This is a genomic window from Terriglobales bacterium (assembly GCA_035561515.1).
In the GTDB taxonomy this organism is placed as follows: Bacteria; Acidobacteriota; Terriglobia; order Terriglobales; family Acidobacteriaceae; genus DATMXP01.
Map to the genome: position 1 here is coordinate 126176 of DATMXP010000022.1, position 23276 is coordinate 149451.

Genomic DNA, 23276 nt, shown 5'->3' on the forward strand with positions numbered 1-23276 from the left:
GGCATCATGAGCTTTTTTGAGCAGATTAAACAAGGCAGTGGCGGATCAGGGACAGGCATCAGCTTCAGTGATTCGTGGTACGTGACGTTGACTGACGGCACACAGGCAATCGGCGTGTCCGGGCATCCGGTGGTTGTCAGCATGAGTGGGACTGTCGATGTTAGCGACCGGGCAGGGCGTCAGCTTGGTCTTGTATATCAGGGCACCAGCCCATGGGTGACAAACATTTCGCAGTTTGGCGGCAACGCCGTTGTAACGGGGACGGGGGCAAGCGGCTCCGGAATCCCTCGTGTCACTGTTGCGAACGATTCCAAGATTCAACTTTGGGATGGCACGCATACCGCAGCGGTAACAGCGGGTGGAAGCCAGAGTATCAGTCTGGATGAAGTTGGTGGTGTGGCCACCACGCTTGGTCAGAAGACCATGGCGAACTCGATCCCTGTGGCAATCGCATCCGACCAAGACTTGACGGTCACGGTGGGCGCGGTCTTCACTGAGACAACGGGTGTCGTTAACAGCGGTACGCAGGGTCAGTCAATTGGCAGCAGCAATCTCATCATCAACAACCAGTTCAAGTACACGACACTGATCATCGTCTTCGACGCCACGGGGGTGTTGGGTACAGGCGGTGTCATCGAGATTCAGGGATCGACGGACAATGGTAATTTCATTGCAATGCCATTCGAAGTTTTGACGAATGACATCACCTTCGAGACCACACAACTTACCACGGATGAAATCAACGCCTCGCCATACAACGTCGGCGGTGGTGGTTTGGTCGCGGTGCGTCTCAACACAACGGGCTTCCCGTATGTTCGCATCTACACGACCACAGGATGGACAGGCGCACCAAGCCTCGGTTACGAAGTATCGCAGTCTACAGGTATCAACAACTTCTCAACCGCATCCACGATTGTGAGCCCGGTCACGGCTCTCGGCACGAGCGCCACGAAAGCGGTCAACACGATCCTGCTGGATCAGGCAGGCAACACGATCAACACCCTGCCGTGGCAATATCAGTACACGAGCACGAACGTCTTCCGTCCAATCTTGGTGCAAGCTGCGCCGTATGGTGCTTCAAGCTTCACGAAGACACTGACAGTGGGCAACGCCGTAATATCCATCATCGTCGCAGCGAAAGGTTCCGGTCTCAGCGGATATGCCAACGAGCTTTATGACAGCGCAGGTAACCTCTATACCAAGGTCAACGGCTATGTCGGTGGCAATGGCACCTACATCGTCTACTACGGCGTAATCACACAGGAGCACGACCTGCTGCCGACTGGCTTGCCGGGCACGATGAACTTTGAGTACCAGAATTTAGGCGTGCTCCAAGCCGCAGGTATTCAGTTTTACACAAGCACAACGTCATCCACATCCGGCAGTCAACAGGATGTCGTCGGCCCTTCGATCACCGCAGGCCCGGCTGAGTTCATTGGCTTCGTCAATGCTCAGTACCCGCACAGCACAATCACGAACGTTTCAATCAACGGTTCGAACGTAGCAACCCTGACTGGATCGGGGATGACCTTCTCGTCCGGTCAAACTGTGCATCTGAGCAACTTCACGAACGCCACGTTCCTGAACGGTCAGACGGTCACTTTAACGGGCGCTACGTCCACGACGCTGACGTTCAACTTCACCCACGCTTCATACAGCACGGGAGACACTGGATGGGCAACAACCTACGGCGGAAGCGTTCCACTGACATTGGCCAGCGCCATCGACAGCTACAGTTCGCTAACGCCCATCCGTCAGCAGTTCAACCCGGATGCCTATACGGCAATTGCGGTTGCTGACTGCTATTTGCCGTCCAGCAACACAGAAGCGATTAGCTGGTACTCGGTAACGAGCGCCAACGTCTTTGTCGCCGATACGATCCTCATGGCGTACAAGCCTGCTCTTAAAGGTCAGACTATGTTGGGCCTTTCAAGTGATGGCACCGTTGAGCCTCTGAGTGTCGATGCGTCAAGTGGTGGACTGAAAGCGTATGTCACTAATCTTGCTTCAACGTTGAGTGTTGCAGGTACGAAGACAAGCAACTCAACGGCGGCGAACAACGAATGCTTGCAGACTCTTCCGGCAGTTGCAACGACCAGTGCCCCGACCTACGTGTCTGGGCGGTCGGTCGCTCTCTCAACTGACCTGAGCGGAAACGTGCGCATGGTCGGCAGCGGCACCACATATTCCTCTGGCGTTCCGACCGGAACCACCTACCCGATTCAGGTCGATAGTCAGGGACGTTTGGTTCTGCCAGTCACTTCTGTCACCGTACAGAACACCAGCATCCCCGTTACTCAATCGGGTGCGTGGTCAATTAGTGCAACCAATCCGTCTGTCAGTGGTACAGCAGCAGCGGTTCCTGCTTCGGCGACCTATCTCGGGGGCAATAAGAGTGGCAACTTAGTTGGACTCACACTCGATTCCTCATCGAATCTGAATGTGGTGGTCAACAACACGGTTCCGGTCTCTGGATCGGTGTCTGTATCAGGCACGATTGCAGCTACACAGAGCGGAACATGGAACGTTGGAACGCTCACATCGATCACCAACGCAGTCACGGTTGCACAACCCACCGCAGCAAACCTCAATGCTACGGTTGTCTTCCCATCCGCTCAACCTGTCAGTGTTTCGTCTCTTCCAGCGGTTGTCGGCAACCTCACCAACAACAATGCAGTCCCCGTTGCGAACAACATCGGCGTGCTGCCTGCTGTTGTTGCCCCGACTGGAACGACCTACACAACAGGCGACCAAGTGTTGCTCACGACAGATGGCACTGGCGCTCTGCGTGTCATCGGCGCGAGTGGTCAACAATACTCTGACGCAACTCCGGTTGGAACCCCAACTGGTGTCGTGAACATGGGATACGACGGGGCAAGCGTTTATGCGCTTCGTCTCGACGCCTCGAAGAACCTGAAGGTTGCTCAGCAAGGCACCGTCACGGTAACCGGATCGGTTTCCGTAAGCAATTTCCCAAGCAACCAAACTGTGAACCTGAGTCAGTTTGGCGGTACACCCGTAAGCCTTGGACAAGGCTTCATGTCGGCATCCCTGCCCGTTTGCATTGCTTCGGATCAATCGAGTATTCCAGTCACGGTATCCGGCACTGTCTCTACTACTTTCAGCGACCCCGCTGAAGGAAGCACGAGTGCCGCCGTGCCGAGTAAAGCAATCTACATTGGCGGCAACCAAAGCGGAAACCTCGTTGGGTTATCGCTCAACGGGTCGGGTCAACTCAATGTTGCCGTCAACGGCAGCGTGGGTCAGGGCAGCCCGGCAACAGTAGCCAACGCTTGGCCGATCAAGATCACTGATGGAACTAACACGGCAACCATCGCTGCGTTGACGAATTCCAAAGCGCAGCATGTCGCCATTGTCGATGCTTCCGGCAACCAGATCACGTCGTTCGGCGGTGGCACACAGTATGCGCAGTCCACGTCGAACTCTACTCCGACTGGTACGGTCGCAATGGGTCTCAACCCATCAAACCTGCTGAAAGCGATCAGTCTCGACGCTAACTCTGCTCAGTACGTGAACATCCTTGCTTCTTCCACCCTGAACGTCGCTCAGAGCGGAGCGTGGAATGTTGGACAGACGGGAACGTGGAACTTCAATCTTCCCACGGGCGCTTCGACCAATGCTGGTGCGGCAAACGGAGCAAGCGGTCAGGTGTCCATCGCAACCACGGCAACTTCTATTGTGTCGGCTCGTGCGACTCGACGCAGTATCAAAATCACGAATCTTGGCACGACGGATGTCTACATCGGCTTTAGCAGCGGTGTGACCACATCGACAGGCGACTTACTACTTGGCTCCAAAGGATCGTTCGTCAGCTTCCCGACGAGTTCAGCGGTCTACGCCATTGTTGCGTCAGGTACGCAGAGCATCAGCTATAGCGAGGTATACGACTAATGAGTGACATTTATGCAGGCATCGCCCCGGCTTCCGGTGGAGTAAACGTCGTTGGCACGGCGACGAAAACAAATCAAACAGCCAGCATCGGCAGCACGACTCTGTACGCAATGCCGACTACTGGCATGTATCGGGTCTCGTATGTGCTGATGACCAGCGCCACAGGTACGGGCGGCACCGTGACTCTCACTGTCGTTAACGGTTACTCGGGGCTCGGCCAAACTACGTCAGCCTTGTCGCTGACCGCTGCTGTGGGTACACAAGTCGCCGGGGACTTTGTCCTCTGGGCGACTGGTGGTAACAGCATCACGTATTCGACCACTGTGTCCGGAGGCAGCGGAAGTTTCGCGTATCGGCTCGATCTTCGAGTTGAGCCTCTGAGCTAGTAGTCAGCACAAAATATGGAAGCCCCGGCAAAAAAGCCGGGGCTTTTTGCTGCCTCAGCGAAATCCTGCTCTGACCATGTTTTGCGCCGTATGAGTAATTGTGGGTCGAACCGAACCACAACACTATTTCGGACTTATACATGACACCTTACGAGACAGTAGTCGAATTCATTAAATCGCTCACGTGGCCGACGGTGGTATTAGGTTTCCTCGGCGTATCAGGGAGCATCAGCGCATTGGGATGGAAGCTACGCGGCGGGGCGAATCGCCTTCAAAGCACAGAAAACTACGTCGAACAGATGGCCACCAACGACTTCCCGCACACCTTTCACACGCTCCTGAATATCGACAAAAACATCGCCAAATTTACTGGCGGAACAGAAGTCAATTTCACTGAGCTTGAAGCGGCACTGGCAGCCAAGAGGGCAGCCCGTAAGAAGTAAGGAATACATGTATCCGGTTTACCTCATCACGTGTTTTCACCCTGAGTATGTCCAACACCTGAAGCCATATGTCGGCTGCATCGTGACTGCCGGAAAGACGGTTGAGGACAGATTCGCTGAACATCTGAAGGGTCGCAGGAGCGGAGCCGCTTATCTCCAACGAGCGATTAAGAAGTATGGCAAAGAGTGGTTCCGCGTCGAGCAGGTCGATGCCGGGAATACACCGGAGCAGGCTCTTGAGCTTGAGGCATGGTGGGTAAAACGCCTTGGCACGCTTGCACCAGAAGGTGGTTACAACCTGACAGCGGGTGGTCGTGGTTCTCGTGGACGTAAAGCAAGCGACGAAACCAGACAGAAGATGTCTGACTCGCTCAAGGGATTGACGCCTTGGAACAAGGGAAAGACGGGTATTTACTCCGCAGAGACTCGCCAAAAGATGTCCAAAAGCCGGATCGGAAAATCTTCGTGGAACATGGGCAAAGCATGGAATGAAGAGATGAAAGCCAAGCTCAGCGAGGCTCACAAGGGATATTGCCCCCCACCTGAACGAGTGGAGAGGATGCGAATTGCTCTGACAGGAAGGCCGAAACCCGACAGTTGGAGAGAAAAGAACAAGCTTCGCCAGAGGGATGAAGAAGGTAGGTACTTATAAAATGCCAACATTTGAAGCACAACTACAGACGGCAAGAATGTTTGCGGAGATGGCACGCGCTGCCAATCATCCGTTTCCAGAAATGGCAGCGGCGGAAGCTTGTTTGGAGTCTTGCTTCGGCAAGAGCCATTTGGCTGTGGATGGACACAACCTGTTCGGGGTCAAGCAGCATGCGCATCCCATCTACGACACCATCGTTATCCCTACCCGCGAGTTCATTGACGGTCAGTGGGTGATCGACGGCAACACAGCATGGGTCAAATATCCCAGTTTCAAAGAGAGTTTTGAGGATCGGGTAGCCACTCTTAAGCGGCTGGCCCCGAAATACCCGCACTACAAAGCGGCACTCGAAGCCAAAAACCCAATCGCGTTCATCACTGAAGTATCGAAGACGTGGAGCACCGATCCGCAACGCGGTGACAAGTGCATTCACTTCTTCAAGTCGTACTTCCCGGCGCTCTACGCCGAGGCGACCGCGCAGCCGGAAGTAACGGAAGAGACGCCAGCAGCATAAAAGCTAGGCCGCAAGCCTAGCTTTATACACCTTGCGCCGGGGCGGCACGTCACCGCCCTTCTTGTAGCATTCCGCCAATATCTGTAGACGTTCCCGGCCAGCGACGAACACGTTCGATGCCCATCCGAGCATCACCTGAGCGTCACGCAGAGTGTTAGCGGTGGCGATTGCATCCATCAACGGCAGCAGATCGGGATCATGCTTCGCCACGAACTCCCGATAACCCCACACATGTAGCCTCTGCTCTTGCTTCACGTGTTCGGCTTCCGCCGTCTCCTGAGATACATCTTCTATTCCAAGATCGAGCACATCATCGGTGCTACGCTCAGCGCCATGGAATGCCGATCCTAATGTGCCATCCGGATTGATCGGGAACGCATTTGGCTTGCGTAGATAATCCCGCTTGCGGTGATCGAGCAGATCACGGAAGCGGTTCCAGAGGATGGCATCGAGGTAGCGGAACCAGCGGCTCTTCGAGGCACCCTCACAACGACGAGGGTCAAAAGTCTCAATGGCATCGGAAATTTTGCGTGTCTTCTGCCGAGGTTTGCGCTGCATCAGGAACAGCAATAGCTCGTTTGTCCACTCTTCGACATCAGCACGGTCGTAGGTGAGCGACCGCAGGTTCATCGCTACCCAACGCTGCGCGTAGTTCGGGAAGCGATCATAGAATTCCGCAAAGTCTTTGGGGCAAACAAAGCCGTCGGCTCCGACCCAATGTCCCTTACGTCGGCGGAAGGCTTCCGGTTTATGCTTCATAGCCGGAACCCGCCAGTTCAATCAGAATGTTGTCCCGTGTTGCCTCATCCAGAGTGGCCCAAGGACGCAAATAACTGCCTTCGAAAATTCCCAATAGATAGCCCCGGTGGACGTACACAACTCCGTGCCGGGTGTTGATCCGTCCAGTGACGTGACCAGCGAGGTAACGTTCCATACCAGCCTCCTAATGAAGAGGCCGAAAGTTCAAAAACTTGGAACGCACGTGTTCTGGTGCTATCGGGTTAATACTTGCGGAGGGGAGTTTTGCGGGGAATCACAGTGCCTTGCTGAGGCCCAAACCGATCCCGATACCGATGCCAATCGATTTCGCGGTGCCTTTGACCTTCGACCAGAATCCCTTTGGCTTCTTGAGGCTGTCTATTTCTTTCTGCTTTTCCGCTGTGATCGCTACCTGCTTCTGGTAGTTGTCATCGTTCTTGGCTGCGATTTTCGTTTCCGTGTCGAGATTCTTGGTGCAGGCATCCAGCTTAGCGTCAGTGATCCGGCATTGACTGAGTGTCGTGAAAAGCGGAATGGCTTTAACGGCGCTGTAGTCCGGAGCATCTGGGATGCTGTGCGCATCCAGTTCAGGATTAGTCTCTGCAATTGCAGGGATTGCTTGTGCTGGAGTCTTGACCCGCTCCTGCTGCTGGACGATGACATCGATCTTCCTCTGCGCTGCTTTATTCACATCATCAATGGACTTTTGGAGGGTTGCGATCTGATCGTTGTTTGCCTTGATTTGATCCTTCAAGCCTTTGACCACTTGCTCACTGATCTTGATCTGCTGCTCAGCGAGTAGCCGGGCGTCCCTCTCTTGTAAATACGAGTGCAGGCCCACATATCCGACCACGAGAGCGATAATCCAAATCAAATGACTAAACAGCCAGTGTTTCCAGTCCAAATTCATACTGCTTTTCTTTCCAAATACTCCGCTGCTTTCCGCAAAGTCACAGGATCATCATCAAACTGACCGATGGCTCGGTTGCATTTGTCGTGCAGCAAACCTCGGACACAACCTCCACACGTTCGGGAGCCCGGACAGCAGCGATGGTCATGATCCACGACTGGCTTTAACTGCTTATCACCTTCGACGAATGGCTGATCACAAATCAGACAGCGATGCGCTTGCGCCTGTTTCATCGCACCAAAAGCTTCGGAGCTTAATCCGTATGTGGTCTTCAGATGCTTTTTGGCTCCGGCTACCTTATGGCACGTCTTGCATGAACGGTGGCCGTTGGTACGGATATACGCATTGTCAGGAGTCAGTTCATGACCACGGGCGCAATGAGTCTTTCGTGGTGTCGCTACCGTGCGTAGTTTCGTCTTACCCTTCGTGGCCCTCGACAGGTTTGCCCGATGCTCGGCCGAGAAAATTCTCCCTTTCAACCCTCGGGAGATTCTTGCTCTGTGTTCCGCCGACAGATGTGACCCTAATCTCACGCTTACTTAATACTCAGTTTTTGTTGATGTTCTTCACGATGTAGGCTCGGCCTTCGGCTCTTCCGGGGGCTTGTTGTCCTTCTTGCGAAGAAGCCAATCGCCGATGCGGTTAACTCCGTACGGACTCTGACTGAACACCGCTAAGGCTCCGATGATGTAGGGCAGGTTTGGGAGCCACACGGCTAGCTTGTCCGCTGGCTGGCACATCAGGTGCCGGAACAGAACCGCCAGAATTAACAGACTGCCCATGCTCAGGATGAAGCTCACGACCCGGCTGGATGACGGTGCTCCGTTGTCCGAGAACACTCCCTGCACGAACTGCTTTATCGGTAGTTGAAAACGATCATCCGCCACGTTCATCCCCTAATGCCTCATACGGGACGAGAGCGGATCATGCAGAGCCTTACCAAAACTCGGCTCCTCCCAATTTTCTCCGTATTAAGTCAGTGGAACGCTAACGAGTGAAATTCTCGCTATCGGATGCCTTAGTAGGAGAACCAAATGTCAGATTTCACAATTACCAATCCCAAGAGATTCATCCTCGGCACCGGAGGCCCAAGCCTCGCTGACGTGCTCGACCGCCTCGACAAACTAGACGACCGCATGGCCGTCGAAGATGAGTCCAACGATGTGCCCCTCTTCATGCGTGTCGCTGCCATCGAGCGTCGTCTCGATGCAGTGAAATATTCCGGCCTGCGTCCGCTCACAGATCAAGAGAAGAACACACCGATTGTCTGTCAGTCAGGGACATGGAAGGCTGTGGACTTCACCCCCGCACCATCTAAGAAGATCACGCCCAAGCAGATTTGCGAGATTGCGGACGAGTTCATTGGTCGTCCTATTACGAAGCGGCCTCCGGTGACGGAAGCATTCGCTCGTTATCTCGCCGACAAGATCAACGAATTTTTCAGGGCAAAGTAGATGAACTACACCGACACGCTGATCTGCACGGTGCTCACGACCAAGAACGAACGCAAGATGGTAGAAGTGCCCGGCTATTTCTTCCGCATGCATCCGACCCAGCTTGCGCAGTATTGGCGCAAGAATGGCGTCCGATCACTTCTGGCGGCAAAGGCAAAAGAACATGAATAAGAAATCCATCGAGGCAGTACGGTTGGAATTCGACCGCACGTTAGCCCGGTACATCAAAGAGAACCCGGCTGAACCTTATAAAAGCATAGCCACGAAATTCGAAATTGGTATCGATTGGGTGATCCGTGTCGCCAAGGCAAATGGCATCACCCGGCCTCGTGGTCGTAAGCCCCGCCTCGCAGCCTAAATCCCAATTCTTCTCGGAAATTTCTATGTCAACGGAACTCGAACTCGAAGTGTCGCCAGATGAAGTGTCCCCCGACGTATCTACGCCGGAAGAGGCCACGAGTGCCGAGTTCGTCGCACCCAAAACTTTCGAAGAGTTTCTGGAGCGGTATCCCAAACTTGTACGCAGCTTCGTGTACCGCAATCCTCGTATTCCTCAGCCGATGAAAGATGACTTGGTGCAGGAGCTTCTGCTCAAGCTGGTCAAGAGCCGTGCCATTGAACGATTCGATCCTGCTAAGACAGGTGGTACCGATAAGAGGCTGTTTTTCAACTTCGTGTACATGGTCATGCGCCGGGAGATGGCAAATCAGGTTAATAAACATCAAACCGATGCATTCGGCAACCTGATCAGAAATGAGGAAGAAGGATCGGAAGACATCAAGAAGCAACTCAAAAGAGCCGAGATGTCGAACACCACAACCCCTGACATCAGCGCCATTGAAGAGTTCCGTGCGTTTGTCAGCAAGCATCGCCCGTATCTGCTGGACACGTTGGACATGATTCTCGACGGGCATTACTGCTACGAGATCGCCGATGCTTACGGGTTGCACATTGGAAGTGTGACCAGCCGTAAGAGCGTTTTGCGAAATTTGTACCGCGACATGTTGCAGGGAAAGCAGCCACGACCGATCAGGGGTGGCAGGCCGCCTCGTTTGGCTCAGAAGAAAACCCGTAAATAGATTTCTCCAATATCAAACCCTCTCTTTAGAAGCCCAATCAGGGCACCTGAGGGAACGATGAAAAAGAGAAAAGCAATAGAGAAACCTGCCGACCGGAAGCTTAAGGCGATGTCGCCGACGCAGGTTGAGAAGGCACAGAAAGCAATTGATTGGTTATATGAGCATGGCGATGCGAAGTTTTACAGCGAACAGTGGTACGCGCAACAGAAGGCTCACATCCTCGAATGCTCGAAGCTATGGGGGCAGCAATGAAACGTGCAACGAATGACCCGCTCTACGCCCAGTACATCCGTCGCAACGCCGACTGGTTCAAGCAGCAATTTGGAAAGCTTGCAGCAACACGCCCGGACATCTGGGTATGCAAAGACAACGTAGCTCGTATCAGCGAGGTCGTTTATGAACTCTGGCTGATGCACGACGGCGACTGGCTTCCGGACTGGCAGGAATTTTCGGAAATCGCCAACCTGCTCGGGCCTGAACTCACACCCTATCCACATGCTTACGTGCGACCGTCCCGATTCAAGCCGGGCGCAAGCCTGAAATTTCCTCGTGACGATTTCTATGAGTTTGCGATGCGCTTGTGGCGACAGACGCCCTACGAGCCGTGGGGGGACATCCGAAAGACGAGATTGCCCTGAATACCGACCACCACATTAGCAACAGTCTGCAAAGTCCGAACCTGTATCACTCAGATTTTGCAGACTTTACAATTTTGGTGTCCGCAATTCCGGGCAGCAAACAAATAATTCACAGGACATTCCTGTTCTGGCCGTAGTATCCGGGAGCTATGTCTTGCTGTATGTCGAAGCCGTGGATTGAGTTGAAAGAAGCCCGAGGCAAGACGGTCAAGAAAATGACCGTCGCCTTCGACCCCGACTACAACTGCATCGAAGTCGAATTCACAGATGGAACCTGCATGGCTGTCGATGTCGTGTCCGCAGTAAGGTTGCGTCCCCAATTTCAGAACATCAAGACAGGTGATACCAAGATACTTCGCACGTATCGTTCGAGACTTTCGATAGCGGGGCAATTCTAGCCTCGCTTTGCCTTCGCCCAACGCTTCTTGGCTGCTTCGCTGAGCTTCTTACGTGAGGCAGCCGAGAGATGCCTCTTCCCCTTGCCAGTCGAATTCGCAACCTGCGGCGTAGTACCTGAGGCACCAGTCTTGCTCATTGCTCTCGTCAACTGCCTGATCGCAATATCCAACTCCGCTCTTTCAGCCTGAAGCTTCGCCAGAAGCTCCTCACCAGTAATGTTACGTGCCATGCCTCGTTCCTCTCTTGTAAGCAACGAGGCATTGTAACGAGATGCTGGAATTTAGGCCAGTATACGAGATTCCGACTACCAAATTCATAGGCAGAAAACAGTAGGCCGAATTGAGCCTCTGTGCTAGTTTAAGCGTGGAATCAGAAGCCTAGTTAAGCTGTTGAAAACGCTCAGGGCACCCATACTCGAACCGCAAACTGCCTTGGGCGCAGGGGGTCGTAGGTTCGAATCCTATCGCCCCGACCATTCAAATCCAGGGCGAGCGGCCGCTCAGAACCCTCAATCAAATCTTCCTGCATCCAGCATGTTTCTAAGTGGCTGAAAAAAAGCATGTTGATCCTGCCAGATGCTCGTGCCTGAATGTGCCAACCAATCCTCACGAATTGAGATACAATCCCCGGCACTTGTGGGGGCACCATGGCCACTGTACCGGTTCGTGTGAAATCGCCTCGTGAACGAGAGCGTCTGATCTTTACAGCGGCATCCATTGCTGCGGCACTTGTGGTGGTCGCTGGATTTTCGCGTACCTATTACCTGAAGGAACTGTTCGGCACTCCGCAGCTTTCGCCACTCGTGCATCTCCACGGATTGCTGTTCTCGTCGTGGGTGGTGTTGTTCATCGTTCAAGCGTGGTTGGTTTCGTCGAGGCGAACGCGGCTGCACATGAAATTGGGGATCGCCGGATTCCTGCTGGCGGTAACGATGATTATTGTCGGCACGCTGACGGCGGTTACGGCAGCTCGTCTGGGACACGCTCCGCCGGGCGCACCTCCGCCGCTGATCTTCTTCGTCATACCTTTCTTCGATATGGTCGTATTCACGATCCTGATCGCCGCGGGATTTCTCTTTCGCCGACACACTGACTACCACAAGCGCATCATGGTAGTGGCGACGCTTGGACTGCTAACGGCAGCGTTCGGAAGGCTGACGATCATCTTTCTAGGTTCAGGAAAGCCGATGCTCGCGATGGCCGGGACGACACTGCTGCTTATCGGGATTGTCATTTGGGATTCGCATTTGCACCGGAGACTGCATCCTGCGTTTGCATGGGCCGGCGCGCTTCTCGTCCTGTCGTACCCAACTCGATTTCTCGTTGCGCAGACCGGCGCCTGGATGCACTTCGCCCGCTGGATCACCGGATAAATTCAGCCACGCTGCAGGATCTGATGGACCATGTGCACGGCAATCGAGCCTTCGCCAACGGCCGAGGCGACACGCTTCACATTGCCTGAACGGACATCGCCGACGGCGAGAACACCGGGCAGGCTGGTCTCCAGCAGGTAAGGCTGGCGCGTGAGCGGCCAGTCGGCGCCGAGCAGTTCGCGCTCATTCAGGTCCCGACCGGTTTTGACGAATCCTCGCTCATCGAGTGCGATGCAGCCTTCCAACCACTTAGTATTCGGAGCGGCACCAGTCATCACGAACACATGCCGGATGGCATGCGTTTCCTCAACCCCTGTCTTCTTGTGTTTCCAGCGGACGCATTCAAGATCATCCCTTCCGTCGAGCGCGGCGATCTCGGTGAATGTGCGCAACTCGATATTGGGGTTTTCCTCGATGCGGCGGATAAGGTACTTCGACATGGTTTCGGCAAGCCCCTGCGATCGAACCAGCATATAAACCTTGCTGGCATGTTCGGCGAGGAAAACCGCAGCCTGTCCGGCTGAGTTTCCTCCTCCCACAACAACAACCTCTTCACCGCCACACAATTGCGCTTCGATGTAAGTTGCGCCGTAGTAGACGCCTTTGCCTTCGAAGCGCTCGAGGTTAGGCACGGCGAGTTTGTTGTAGGCGGCCCCGCAGGCGATGATCACGGTGCGTGTCGTGATGCACGTGTCCTTGTCTAGGCTGACCACGTACGGCTGCTGGTCGCAGTGCAGTTGCGTGGCCGATTTTGCTACCACGATTTCTGCCCCGAACTTCTGCGCCTGGGTGTAGGCGCGTCCTGCGAGATCCATGCCGGAGATGCCGGTCGGAAATCCTAGATAGTTTTCGATCTTGGAACTTGACCCTGCCTGTCCGCCGGGGGCACTGGTTTCCAGAACGACCACGTCGAGCCCTTCGGAAGCGGCATAAACGGCAGCCGCAAGACCTGCCGGTCCCGCACCAATGACCGCCACATCGCGGATGTCTTCGTGACTGAGCTTCGGGTTCAGGCCCAGGCACTCAGCCACTTCGTGATTGGTCGGATTCTTTAGAACCGTTGTGCCACGGCAAATCACCACCGGCACGTCGAGGACACTGACATTGAAGCGCTCAAGCAGGTGCTGCGCTTCTTCGTCGCGGTCAAGGTCCACATAGGTGTGAGGATGGCCGTTGCGTCCGAGAAATTCGCGGACCCTCAACGTGCCCGCCGAGTGACGCGAACCGAGGACTACTACGTCTCCGAATCCACTTTCGATGAGCGCAAGACGGCGCAGGATGAACGCGCGCATGATGGTCTCACTGAGGTCGGCTTCAGTCTGGATGAGGCCGCGAAGTTTCTCCTGCGTGATCTCAAGGACCTCGCCATCGGTGATCATGCGGCCGCGAACCAGCGATCGGCGATTCCAAAGCATGCTGACTTCGCCGGTGAAATGTCCCGGGGTGTGGGTGGTGATCGGACGCTCGGTCGACTCGGTGGGCTGGACGATGTCCATGGTTCCTTCAAGAAGAACAAAGAATGGAACCTGCACGTCTCCCTGTTCGAACAGGATTTCGCCACGGTGGACCGAGCGGCAATCTCCGAAGCGGCGAAGGCGGTCGATCTGCGCTGTCGTTAAGGTGGGAAATGCCTGTTCCGGCTTGGTATGGACCGGAGCAACGGGATTCACAACGGTTTCCATCGGGCGCCTCCTTGCGAGCGGCGGTTAAACCTCGATCTGATCTACGTAACACCAGCGCCAGTCTTCTCCGGGCTCGAAGGACTGGATGATGGGGTGCTTCGTGGCATGGAAGTGTTTCGTGGCGTGCCGGTTGGGGGAGCTGTCGCAGCAGCCAACATGGCCGCAGGTGAGGCACAGCCGCAGGTGGACCCACCGGGCGCCGATCTTAAGACAGTCTTCGCAGCCCTTGGCGGAAGGGGTTACGTCCTGGATCTGGGAAATGTGCTTACAGGCGGGTGCCATGGCCATCCTCCGGGAGACACGGAGCTAGTACAGATGATCCAGAAGGAAGAAGGATTCAGGGCAGACTCTGGATATAATCCCTGCACCATGGATCTTGCCCAGAAACTCGAAGAATTGAAACGACGTGATTCGGCGGCCGAAGCAGGTGGTGGGCCGGAGCGCAGAGAGCGCCAGCATAAAGAAGGAAAGATGTCGGCCCGCGAACGGATCGAGTTCCTGCTCGACGAAGGTACGTTCGAGGAGACCGACAAGTTGGTGACGCACCGGTGCAACGACTTCGGCATGGACAAGCAGAAGTACTACGGTGACGGCTTCATCACCGGATACGGGCGGATCGAAGGCCGGCTGGTGTTCGTTTTTGCGCAAGATTTCACCGTCTTCGGCGGCTCGCTGTCGGAGGCCAACGCCGCGAAGATCGTCAAGGTCATGGACATGGCGATGAAGGTCGGCGCACCGGTGATTGGCCTGAACGATTCAGGCGGAGCGCGCATCCAGGAAGGCGTGATGTCGCTGGCGGGCTACGCTGATATCTTCCTGAGGAATACGCTCTCGAGCGGGGTGATCCCGCAGATCTCAGCCATCATGGGCCCGTGTGCGGGCGGTGCGGTGTATTCACCCGCGATTACGGATTTCATCTTGATGGTGGAGAACACGTCGTACATGTTCATCACCGGACCCGACGTGATCAAAACCGTCACGCACGAAGAAGTCACGAAGGAACAGCTTGGTGGCGCCATGACGCATAACCAGAAGTCTGGCGTGGCGCACTTCCTCGCCCATGATGACGCCGAGTGTTTGTCGGAGATCCGCGAACTGCTGAGCTTTATTCCGTCCAACAATTTGGAGGATCCGCCGAGACGCGAGTGCACGGACCCCACCGACCGCAAGGATGAAGCACTGGATTCGATTGTTCCGGCGGAGTCGAACAAACCGTACGACATCAAAGATGTCATCCGCACCGTGATCGACGACGGATACTTCTTCGAAGTACACGAGCATTACGCGACGAATATCGTGGTGGGATTTGCGAGACTGAATGGAAGGCCGGTCGGAATTGTTGCCAATCAACCGGCAGTCTTGGCAGGCGTGCTCGACATCAATTCCTCCATTAAGGGTGCCCGGTTCGTGCGCTTCTGCGATGCGTTCAACATCCCGCTGATCACGTTTGAGGATGTACCTGGATTTTTGCCCGGAGTGCAGCAGGAGCACGGGGGCATCATCGTGCACGGCGCGAAGTTGCTGTTCGCGTTTGCCGAAGCGACGGTGCCGAAGATTACCGTGATCACGCGCAAAGCGTATGGCGGGGCTTACTGCGTAATGGCGTCGAAGCACATTCGTGCAGACGTCAATTATGCGTGGCCCACCGCCGAGATTGCGGTGATGGGTCCGGAGGGCGCCGTGGACATCGTCTACAAGCGCGAACTGGACAAAGCGAAGTCTCCGGATGAACGCGGCAAAAAACGGGCAGAGAAGATCGAAGAATTCAAAGAACGGTTCGCGAACCCATATGTTGCGGCTGATCGCGGATTTGTGGATGCGGTGATACGTCCGCAGGAGACGCGGATGAAGCTGATCCAGGCGCTTGAGATGTTGCAGACCAAGCGGGACAAGAATCCGCCGAAGAAGCACGGCAATATTCCGCTGTAAGCAGACGATTTCAAAGACCAGCGGCAATTTGTCTCTGTTGAAAACTTCGTCCCAAAGTCCCTTCCGGTTTCGGAAGGTGAGGCGTACTATTCTCCCGCTCCAACAGGAGAGGCCCCAGACCTCGAGTAAGAGTGGAGGTTCTGCATGTCGGGGGACCACCAAACGACGCGGATTCTTGAGGAGATCCGCCGACTTGAAACTCGCCGCGCGGAAGTGGAAGCGATGATCAAGCGTGACCGCTCCGCTTCGCAACAACGTCAACTACAACAACATTTGGCCACCGTGGAACGCACACTCGCCGCTTTACGCCAGCAACAGCGTTCACGATAAATCACACACGATAAGTCACAAGGATATTGGGCAGAGGCCGGTTGCGACCGGCCGTCTATCTTTGCTCGGTACCAGGCGGAGTGTAGCTGAGATATTTCTCCATCGGGATCTCGAAGTACATGAGTTCCTGTCCCTCATGATTCGTAAGCCCGGTGAAGAAAAGGCGCGCGCCCGCGAGCGGCTGCGAGATTCCACTGACGTCGAAAAACATGAACCCTGCCTGGCTTTCGCCGGGAGCCACTGCCTTGGCCGAAAACAGCGCCATGCCGATTTCATCACGGCTGTTTTTCTTCACGCCGACATCCGGACCGCCTCCGGGCAACGGGATGGGAAGCGGATTACGGCGGGCTTCATCGCCGCGGCGCCGGATCTTGGAGAACCGCCGATAAAGGTCATCTTCGTCCGCGGGCTGAATTTTGTCGCGGTTGCGGGTGATCAACTGCACCTTCATCTCGTTCATGGCAACGGGTTGATCGCCGTCGTTGGTGAACACGACGAAGATGGGCAGGTATCCCTTCGAGCGGTAATCGATGGTGAAGACCGCAGCCTTGTCAGCCATGTCGTAGGGATCGGCTGCGATCGAGAACCTTTCCATCGGGTGATCGTCATGCGCTGGATACGTCTTCGCCGGATACACCTTTGGCATGACGAATTCCTTCGCGGCGAAAGCAACTACCGAAGCGAACAGCAGAAGAACAAAGCACAGCCTGACCACGCGTTGCATGACTAAATTATGGTCCCTCGCGCACCTAAGTACAACTTGGCGGTTATCGCGGAAGATCGGCATCATTGCTGAATTCGCTGGGCTCCCAGCGGTACTTCTTTCCGTCCCAGAAGACCAGGGCGTTGAGTCCGCCGCCTTCCTTTGCGGCGATACCGGTCACGGTCCGCTTCTTATAGGGAACTGTACCCAAACCAAGTGACTCGAACGGCAGATTAATAATCACAAACTTGGCTTTGGGTTTTTGGTTACGCCAGTCGTGGATTACGTTCACACAGTGCGAGGTGCCGTCTCCGAAGCCGCTGAAACGGGCTGTAACTTTCGCATCGCCGAACCCGAAGTACTCGTCGTACGGGTCGACGACCTTGTAGTTTTTGTCGGCGCTGCGAGCCAGCGGATCTTTTCCAAACGTCACGATCGCGACGTCCTCAACCCCGTCACCGTCGAAATCGGCAGGCAATGGATGGAACTTCGGATCAACCTTGAATCCTTCGCCAAATTGCGAATCCAAAAATTGCTGGAGGGAGTTTTCCGGTACCGGGTTTGCCGCGGGCTGTTGGGCTGGTGCTGCCACAGAGGCGAAAAGAAACGAGGAAAATAGTACGATTCGGAACAGCATGCCGCTAATGTAACCCGGAAGTACCCCGATGCAACGAAAGGAATCGCATCGGGCAACAATGGGCGGCAGTTTTCCGTGGGAGGGAAAGATGAGGATCGTGGTAACGGGAGCCAGTGGACTCATAGGCTCAGCGTTGGTGCAGTCGCTCGAGGCGGATGGGCACGAAGTCATCCACTTAGTGCGTCGGGCGCCGGCAAACGACCGTGAGCGGCGGTGGGATCCCAACGGTCAGCCCGATCCGGAAATGGTCGAAGGCTCCGATGCTGTCGTTCATCTGGCGGCCGAAACGATCTCCGGCTGGTGGACGGAGAAGAAGAAGTCTCGAATCCTCAACAGCCGTGTGCGCGGTACGGAAACGATCGCAGCGGCCATCGCGCGGGCCGAGAAAAAGCCCAGGGTGTTTCTCTCGGCTTCGGGGGCCGGCTACTACGGCAACCGGAAAGACGAAGTCCTCACCGAACAAAGTACGCCGGGTTCGGGATTCCTGGCGGACTTGGCAAAGCAATGGGAAGCAGCAACGAAGCCGGCTTCCAGTGCAGGGGTACGCGTGGTGCTCATGCGGATCAGTGTGGTGCTAAGCAAGAACGGGGGCGCACTCCCCCAGATGTTGCCGTCTTTCAAGATGGGACTGGGTGGAAAGATCGGCAACGGCAAGCAGTACTGGCCGTGGATCACTATCGACGACGTCGTGCGGGCAATCCGGTTCGCCATGGAGAACGAATCCCTGAATGGTCCGGTCAATCTTTGCTCGCCTCAGCAAACCACGAACAAAGCTTTCACGAAAGCACTGGGGCGCGTACTGGGGAAGCCGACATTTTTCCCGCTGCCCTCGGTGGCCGTCACCCTCATGCTCGGCGAAATGGGGCAGGAGGCGCTACTTAGCAGCGGGCGGGTGGAACCCGCAAAGCTGAAGGCCGCCGGCTTTCAGTTCCAGCATCCCGAAATCGAGCAGGCGCTGAGGTCCGTTCTGGGTTAGCGCACAGCCTTACCAAGTTGCATCTAAGAGTTCGGCGGATTGTCGTCCTCCGCCTCTGACTATCTCTGGAGTGAGTACGTGGCTGATCGACAACCAGACGCCTATCCGCTGATTCGCAAGCTTCTTCCCTACACGACTGCCCTCCTGGTGATCGTCACGATTTATGTGGGCTACATCGTTTACTCGCGCTGGAAAGACCGTCGCGACGCCGCTGAGCAGGTATCGACCGAAGAAGTGCAGGGAGCGCAGAAGAGCTACGAAGCCTACGGTAAGGGCCAGGTAAAGGTACTCAACTTCACGGCCGACCCGGGAGTCGTCCATCCGGGGCAGAAGGTCAGCATCTGCTACGGCGTGTCGAACGCCAAAACGGTGGCAATTGAGCCCAAACCCGAGGGCGAGACCTGGCCATCTCTGGCGCGATGCGTCAGCGCCTCACCGACGAAGAGCACTGCCTACACGATCACCGCAAAAGACGAGAGCGGTAACGCGGACACCAAGACCATCCAGGTAAACGTGGATTAGCGACATCCCCGATGTTCGCCAATTTTTAGTGCTGTCCTGCTCCGACACTCTCTTGTTGCTGCTGCCCGAAGACCTTGCCGAAGTAGTCGCCGGGGTTCCAGTTCGGACGCGAGTTCATGTTCGCAATGGCGTACCCGATCGCGTAGTTCAGGCGGGTGAACCTCGCCGCCGCTTCGAAGCTTAGCGGTTGGCTCATGTCGTCTTGCGGAGAATGGTAGATGTGCTTCATCCATTCGCGGGTTACGGCCGCGCCGTCCACCTTGGCATCCGAAGCTTTGTCTCCACCGGTTATGGCCACCGCCGGAATGCCTTTCTGAACCAGCGAGTATTGGTCGCTGCGGACAAAAAAGTTCTCCTCCGGCATGCTGTCGGGACTCAGTTCCACGTCCTCGGACCTGGCAGCGGCCTCAACCAGCGGGCCAAGGCTCGAGTGATCGGCGCCGAGGGCTACCAGATCCTTGAAGTCGAAGGTCATCGGGATTTCGTCCATGTTCACGTTCGCGGCGATTCGCGTGATCGGCACCGTCGGGTAATGTGCGAAGTAGTCTGAGCCGAGCAGGCCTTCTTCTTCCGCGGTTACGGCGAGGAACATGATCGAACGTCGAGGCGGACGAGGCGCCGTGGCGAATGCATGAGCCATCTCGATGAGAGCTGCTGTGCCGGAGGCGTTATCGAGCGCACCGTTGTAAATGCTGTCCCCCTTGACGGCCCTGCCGATGCCGAGGTGATCGGCATGCGCGGTGTAGAGCACGTATTCATTCTTGAGTTGCGGATCGGATCCGGGAAGTATTCCGGCCACGTTGGCACTCTTCAAGTTTTCGTGCTTCGAAACCTGGTGGATGGCGACCTTGGCCGCGAGTGGGAACGTCGGCAACTTGCCGAGAGATTCGGTCGCCATCACTTCGTCGAAATTCTTCGGTGCACCCTGGAACAGCACCTTCGCGGCTTCAACGCTCAAGTAAGCTGAACCCTTGATCTGCGGACGCACGTCGCTGGGAACTCCTTTCGGATCAAGCCAGCGCATACCCGGCAGGCGAAGGAACCCGGCGAAGCGGTCAAATGGCGTTTTCGTCTCCGGTTCTCCGGCCCAAATCACTAAAACTCCAACCGCTCCGTGATCGGCAGCAACTTTCGTCTTCTCCACTGATCCGGAGAAATGGGCGCGCTCCGCAGCAGGAAACGTTTTTGGCGCGCCGTAAACGAAGGCCACGATCTTGCCTTTTACGTCGAGCCCTTTGTAGTCGTCGTGGTTGAACTCAGGCGCGACCACCCCATATCCGACAAACGCGACCGGCGCTTCGATCGACGTGTTCTCGTACAGAGGACTGCCGGTCATCATGAAATTCTTTTCGAACTGGAGTTTAGTTTCACGACCATTGTTGATGATGCTCAACGACGACTGTTCCGGCTCGATCACAGTTCGACGCAGCGGCACCTGCTGGAAGTAGCTGCCATCCGTCCCGCCTGGCTTCAGCCCGATCTCCTGGAACTGCGCCCGAATGTAATGCGCCGCAATGTCGTACCCGCGCGTACCCGCCTCGCGTCCTTCCAGCAGGTCGTCGGAGAGAAACTCCATGTGGGCCCGAATGGCTTCCGGCCGTATTCGCTGCAGAGAATCTCCCGAAGGCAGTGGTGGGGCAGCAGCGCTTTCGGCGACGAGCGACGAAACAGCGAGCAGGGCAAACGCGAAGATAAGTGCGAGTCGGTTGAACATGGAGTTTCCTTGTCTGGCGATGGAATGTGCCTGGCACCGGTGGTGCCCGCATTTCCGAGTTGATTTCATCCTAGGTACAGACGGAAAGCTGGTCAATTTGGCCCCTGGAGGCATACCGGAAACAGAGCAGTCCGTCCCATGCAAGTGCACGAAACACGCCGGTTTCCACTTAGTTGCGTGCTGTCGGGGTCGACCCCCGTCCGGGTGTTATGTGATGCAAATCACAGGGGTTTGTGCTCAGTTTCCCCCATGGGAAGGCCTTCCGGGGTGCTAAATTGAAAATGAATGTCAGCACCAGATTCCATTTTCGTAAAGGCCTGCAAGGGCCTTCCTACGCCGGTCACGCCCGCTTGGTTCATGCGGCAGGCCGGACGCTACATGGCTGAGTACCGCGCCGTCCGCAAGCACCACTCGCTGGTTGAGATCTGTAAGACACCGGCTCTGGCTGCGCAGGTAACGATTGAAGCCGCAGAAATCCTGAAGGTCGACGCCGCCATTATCTTTGCCGACCTCCTGTTACCTCTCGAAGTGATGGGACTTCCCTTTCGCTTCGAGGCTGGCGAAGGTCCTGTAATCGAGAAGCCGGTCCGGACGGAGTCGGATGTCGCACAGTTGCGCACCGACCGAGCTGCCGATTTGGCCTATGTCGGCGAATCGATTCGACTGGTCACGCGCCACTTCGGCGACAAGCTGCCTTGCATCGGTTTCTGTGGTGCTCCGTTTACGCTCGCCAGCTACATGATCGAGGGCGGCGGTTCGCGGCATTACGTGAATACCAAGAAGATGATGTACAACCAGCCCCGCGCGTGGGACGCCCTGATGGAGAAACTCATCAGCGTGCTTGCCGAATACACCGAAGAGCAGGTTCGCGCCGGCGCAGACGTTGTGCAGGTCTTTGATAGCTGGGTCGGCTGTCTCAGCGTGGACGATTATCGCCGTTACGCCTTGCCGCGCACGAAGGAGCTGGTCCAACGCCTGAAGAAGACCGGCGCTCCTGTCATCTACTTCGGAACCGACAGCACCACGCTATTGCCTTCGATGCAGGAAACCGGCGCCGACGTCATCGGACTGGATTGGCGCGTTCCGCTCGACGAAGGATGGAAACTGCTCGGGAATCGCGGGGCCGTGCAAGGGAACCTCGACCCAATCGCGCTGTTCGCGCCGCAAAGCGAAATCAGAGCGCGAGTAGCGGATATTATCCAACGCGCTGGCGGACGCCCGGGACACATCTTCAACCTCGGACATGGCATCGTTCCGGAAACGCCAGTAGAAAACGTAAAGGCGCTGCTCGAAATGGTACACGAACTTTCAGCTCGCACCGTAACGCAGACGGTTTAGCGGAGACCAACTTGTCGGAGCAGACACAATCAACAGCCGTGTTGTTGCTCGCGCACGGTAGTCCTGAGAGCGTGCAGGACATCCCGGAATTTTTGCGCTACGTCACGGGTGGTCGAGGGCTGCCTGAATCCGTAGTGAAGGAAGTGCAGCACCGCTACAGCTTGATCGGCAAATCGCCTCTCACGGAGATCACCTTGAAGCAGGCTGCGGCCGTTGAGCGAGAGCTTGGCGTTCGCACCTACGTCGGCATGCGCAACTGGATGCCGTTTACCAGCAAAGCAATCGCGGATATGAACGCGGCGGGCGTGACGCATGCAGTCGCTATCTGCCTGGCCCCGCATAACTCGCGGACCAGCGTCGGTTTGTACCGGAAGGCGCTCGAGGGTGCTCCGTTCGAGATCGATTTCGTGGAAAGCTGGCACGATCATCCACTGCTGATCAAAGCATTCGCGGAGCGGCTTCAGCAGGGATTCTCGCGAGCAAGCGAAGAAAACGGCGGCAAGATGCCGATCATCTTTACTGCGCACAGCGTTCCTCAGCGCACGGTGAACGAAGGTGATCCCTACGAGTGTCAGACGGTGCACAGTGCGCAGTTAGTCGCCGCGGAAGCCGGGTTCGCAGCAGCAGACTGCAAGTTCGCCTTCCAGAGCCAGGGCATGAGCGGAGGGCCATGGCTAGGTCCGACGGTGGAAGAAACCATCGTCGCCCTGAAAGCCGAAGGGCACACAGCCGTCTTCATCCAGCCGATCGGTTTTGTTTGCGATCACGTCGAAGTGCTCTACGATATCGATATCGCCTTCAAGCATTTCGCCGAAGAACACGGGATGAAACTGTGGCGAGCCGAGTCGCTCAACGAGTCGCCCACGTTCATCAAGGCCGTGGCTGATGTGGCGCGGCAACGTCTGGCATTGAAAGCCGGCGCTTAAA

Annotated in this window: 28 protein-coding genes; 19 read left to right on the plus strand and 9 right to left on the minus strand. The window is 55.9% G+C overall.

The features are described 5' to 3' along the window. The first annotated feature begins 6 nt into the window (after positions 1-6). The 5 genes from VN577_10130 (at position 7) to VN577_10150 (ending at position 5907) form a co-directional block, all read left to right on the plus strand. Positions 7-3912, plus strand: coding sequence for a hypothetical protein (locus VN577_10130; GenBank protein ID HWR15177.1), 3906 nt, complete (start codon positions 7-9; stop codon positions 3910-3912). Then, a complete protein-coding gene (locus VN577_10135) occupies positions 3912-4298 on the plus strand; it encodes a hypothetical protein (protein HWR15178.1) in 387 nt (128 codons plus the stop codon). The genes VN577_10130 and VN577_10135 overlap by 1 nt, the downstream gene beginning before the upstream one ends. A 140-nt stretch (positions 4299-4438) precedes the next feature. Further along, positions 4439-4741, plus strand: a complete 303-nt coding sequence (locus VN577_10140; protein ID HWR15179.1) for a hypothetical protein — start codon at positions 4439-4441, stop codon at positions 4739-4741. Positions 4742-4748: 7 nt separating this feature from the next. After that, positions 4749-5393: an NUMOD3 domain-containing DNA-binding protein gene (locus VN577_10145; protein ID HWR15180.1), complete on the plus strand. Its 645-nt coding sequence runs from the start codon at positions 4749-4751 to the stop codon at positions 5391-5393. A 1-nt stretch (position 5394) separates the two neighbouring features. After that, a complete protein-coding gene (locus VN577_10150; protein ID HWR15181.1) occupies positions 5395-5907 on the plus strand; it encodes a glucosaminidase domain-containing protein in 513 nt (170 codons plus the stop codon). A 3-nt stretch (positions 5908-5910) separates the two neighbouring features. Here the strand turns inward: VN577_10150 and VN577_10155 are convergent, their stop codons facing one another. The 4 genes from VN577_10155 to VN577_10170 form a co-directional block, all read right to left on the minus strand. After that, positions 5911-6666, minus strand: coding sequence for a hypothetical protein (locus VN577_10155; protein ID HWR15182.1), 756 nt, complete (start codon positions 6664-6666; stop codon positions 5911-5913). Next, complete coding sequence (locus VN577_10160; GenBank protein ID HWR15183.1) at positions 6656-6841, minus strand: hypothetical protein; 186 nt, start codon at positions 6839-6841, stop codon at positions 6656-6658. The genes VN577_10155 and VN577_10160 overlap by 11 nt, the downstream gene beginning before the upstream one ends. A gap of 99 nt (positions 6842-6940) precedes the next feature. After that, positions 6941-7576, minus strand: a complete 636-nt coding sequence (locus VN577_10165; protein ID HWR15184.1) for a hypothetical protein — start codon at positions 7574-7576, stop codon at positions 6941-6943. Between the two features lie 566 nt (positions 7577-8142). Further along, positions 8143-8463 carry a hypothetical protein gene (locus tag VN577_10170; GenBank protein HWR15185.1) on the minus strand — a complete coding sequence of 107 codons (321 nt, stop codon included), beginning with the start codon at positions 8461-8463 and terminating at the stop codon, positions 8143-8145. Positions 8464-8610: 147 nt separating this feature from the next. On the opposite strand from VN577_10170, the gene VN577_10175 reads away from it, so the two are divergent. The 7 genes from VN577_10175 (at position 8611) to VN577_10205 (ending at position 11145) form a co-directional block, all read left to right on the plus strand. Then, a complete protein-coding gene (locus VN577_10175; GenBank protein HWR15186.1) occupies positions 8611-9030 on the plus strand; it encodes a hypothetical protein in 420 nt (139 codons plus the stop codon). After that, positions 9031-9201 carry a hypothetical protein gene (locus VN577_10180; protein ID HWR15187.1) on the plus strand — a complete coding sequence of 57 codons (171 nt, stop codon included), beginning with the start codon at positions 9031-9033 and terminating at the stop codon, positions 9199-9201. Continuing rightward, on the plus strand, positions 9194-9388 hold the full coding sequence (locus VN577_10185; GenBank protein ID HWR15188.1) for a hypothetical protein: 195 nt from the start codon (positions 9194-9196) through the stop codon (positions 9386-9388). Before VN577_10180 ends, VN577_10185 begins: the two co-directional genes overlap by 8 nt. 25 nt (positions 9389-9413) lie before the next feature. Then, positions 9414-10109, plus strand: coding sequence for a hypothetical protein (locus VN577_10190; protein ID HWR15189.1), 696 nt, complete (start codon positions 9414-9416; stop codon positions 10107-10109). Positions 10110-10166: 57 nt separating this feature from the next. Further along, positions 10167-10361, plus strand: a complete 195-nt coding sequence (locus VN577_10195; GenBank protein ID HWR15190.1) for a hypothetical protein — start codon at positions 10167-10169, stop codon at positions 10359-10361. After that, the gene (locus VN577_10200; GenBank protein HWR15191.1) at positions 10358-10747 is read left to right on the plus strand and encodes a hypothetical protein; all 390 of its coding nucleotides are present in this window, start codon (positions 10358-10360) and stop codon (positions 10745-10747) included. The genes VN577_10195 and VN577_10200 overlap by 4 nt, the downstream gene beginning before the upstream one ends. A 161-nt stretch (positions 10748-10908) precedes the next feature. After that, entirely contained in the window at positions 10909-11145 is a 237-nt protein-coding gene (locus VN577_10205; protein HWR15192.1) for a hypothetical protein, read from the plus strand. On the opposite strand, the gene VN577_10210 is transcribed toward VN577_10205, so the two are convergent. Beyond that, positions 11142-11375, minus strand: coding sequence for a hypothetical protein (locus tag VN577_10210; GenBank protein ID HWR15193.1), 234 nt, complete (start codon positions 11373-11375; stop codon positions 11142-11144). The genes VN577_10205 and VN577_10210 overlap by 4 nt on opposite strands. 417 nt (positions 11376-11792) lie before the next feature. Between VN577_10210 and VN577_10215 the strand changes: the two genes are divergently transcribed. Further along, a complete protein-coding gene (locus tag VN577_10215; protein HWR15194.1) occupies positions 11793-12518 on the plus strand; it encodes a hypothetical protein in 726 nt (241 codons plus the stop codon). 2 nt (positions 12519-12520) lie between these two features. On the opposite strand, the gene VN577_10220 is transcribed toward VN577_10215, so the two are convergent. Then, positions 12521-14200, minus strand: coding sequence for an FAD-dependent oxidoreductase (locus tag VN577_10220; protein HWR15195.1), 1680 nt, complete (start codon positions 14198-14200; stop codon positions 12521-12523). Here VN577_10220 and VN577_10225 point away from each other — a divergent pair. Both VN577_10225 and VN577_10230 read left to right on the plus strand, forming a co-directional pair. After that, positions 14165-16129, plus strand: a complete 1965-nt coding sequence (locus tag VN577_10225) for an acyl-CoA carboxylase subunit beta (protein ID HWR15196.1) — start codon at positions 14165-14167, stop codon at positions 16127-16129. The genes VN577_10220 and VN577_10225 overlap by 36 nt on opposite strands. 144 nt (positions 16130-16273) lie before the next feature. After that, on the plus strand, positions 16274-16459 hold the full coding sequence (locus VN577_10230; GenBank protein HWR15197.1) for a hypothetical protein: 186 nt from the start codon (positions 16274-16276) through the stop codon (positions 16457-16459). A 55-nt stretch (positions 16460-16514) separates the two neighbouring features. Here the strand turns inward: VN577_10230 and VN577_10235 are convergent, their stop codons facing one another. Further along, complete coding sequence (locus VN577_10235) at positions 16515-17183, minus strand: hypothetical protein (GenBank protein ID HWR15198.1); 669 nt, start codon at positions 17181-17183, stop codon at positions 16515-16517. Between the two features lie 43 nt (positions 17184-17226). After that, entirely contained in the window at positions 17227-17691 is a 465-nt protein-coding gene (locus VN577_10240) for a hypothetical protein (protein ID HWR15199.1), read from the minus strand. A 196-nt stretch (positions 17692-17887) separates the two neighbouring features. Here VN577_10240 and VN577_10245 point away from each other — a divergent pair, with 196 nt between their 5' ends. Continuing rightward, positions 17888-18775, plus strand: coding sequence for a TIGR01777 family oxidoreductase (locus tag VN577_10245; protein ID HWR15200.1), 888 nt, complete (start codon positions 17888-17890; stop codon positions 18773-18775). Between the two features lie 78 nt (positions 18776-18853). Continuing rightward, entirely contained in the window at positions 18854-19297 is a 444-nt protein-coding gene (locus VN577_10250; protein HWR15201.1) for a hypothetical protein, read from the plus strand. A 25-nt stretch (positions 19298-19322) separates the two neighbouring features. Here VN577_10250 and VN577_10255 read toward each other — a convergent pair whose 3' ends face one another. Further along, the gene (locus tag VN577_10255) at positions 19323-21011 is read right to left on the minus strand and encodes a M28 family metallopeptidase (protein ID HWR15202.1); all 1689 of its coding nucleotides are present in this window, start codon (positions 21009-21011) and stop codon (positions 19323-19325) included. A gap of 285 nt (positions 21012-21296) precedes the next feature. Between VN577_10255 and hemE the strand changes: the two genes are divergently transcribed. Then, positions 21297-22349, plus strand: coding sequence for a uroporphyrinogen decarboxylase (gene hemE / locus VN577_10260; protein HWR15203.1), 1053 nt, complete (start codon positions 21297-21299; stop codon positions 22347-22349). A gap of 11 nt (positions 22350-22360) precedes the next feature. Further along, positions 22361-23275 carry a ferrochelatase gene (gene hemH / locus VN577_10265; protein ID HWR15204.1) on the plus strand — a complete coding sequence of 305 codons (915 nt, stop codon included), beginning with the start codon at positions 22361-22363 and terminating at the stop codon, positions 23273-23275. Position 23276: the final 1 nt, after the last annotated feature.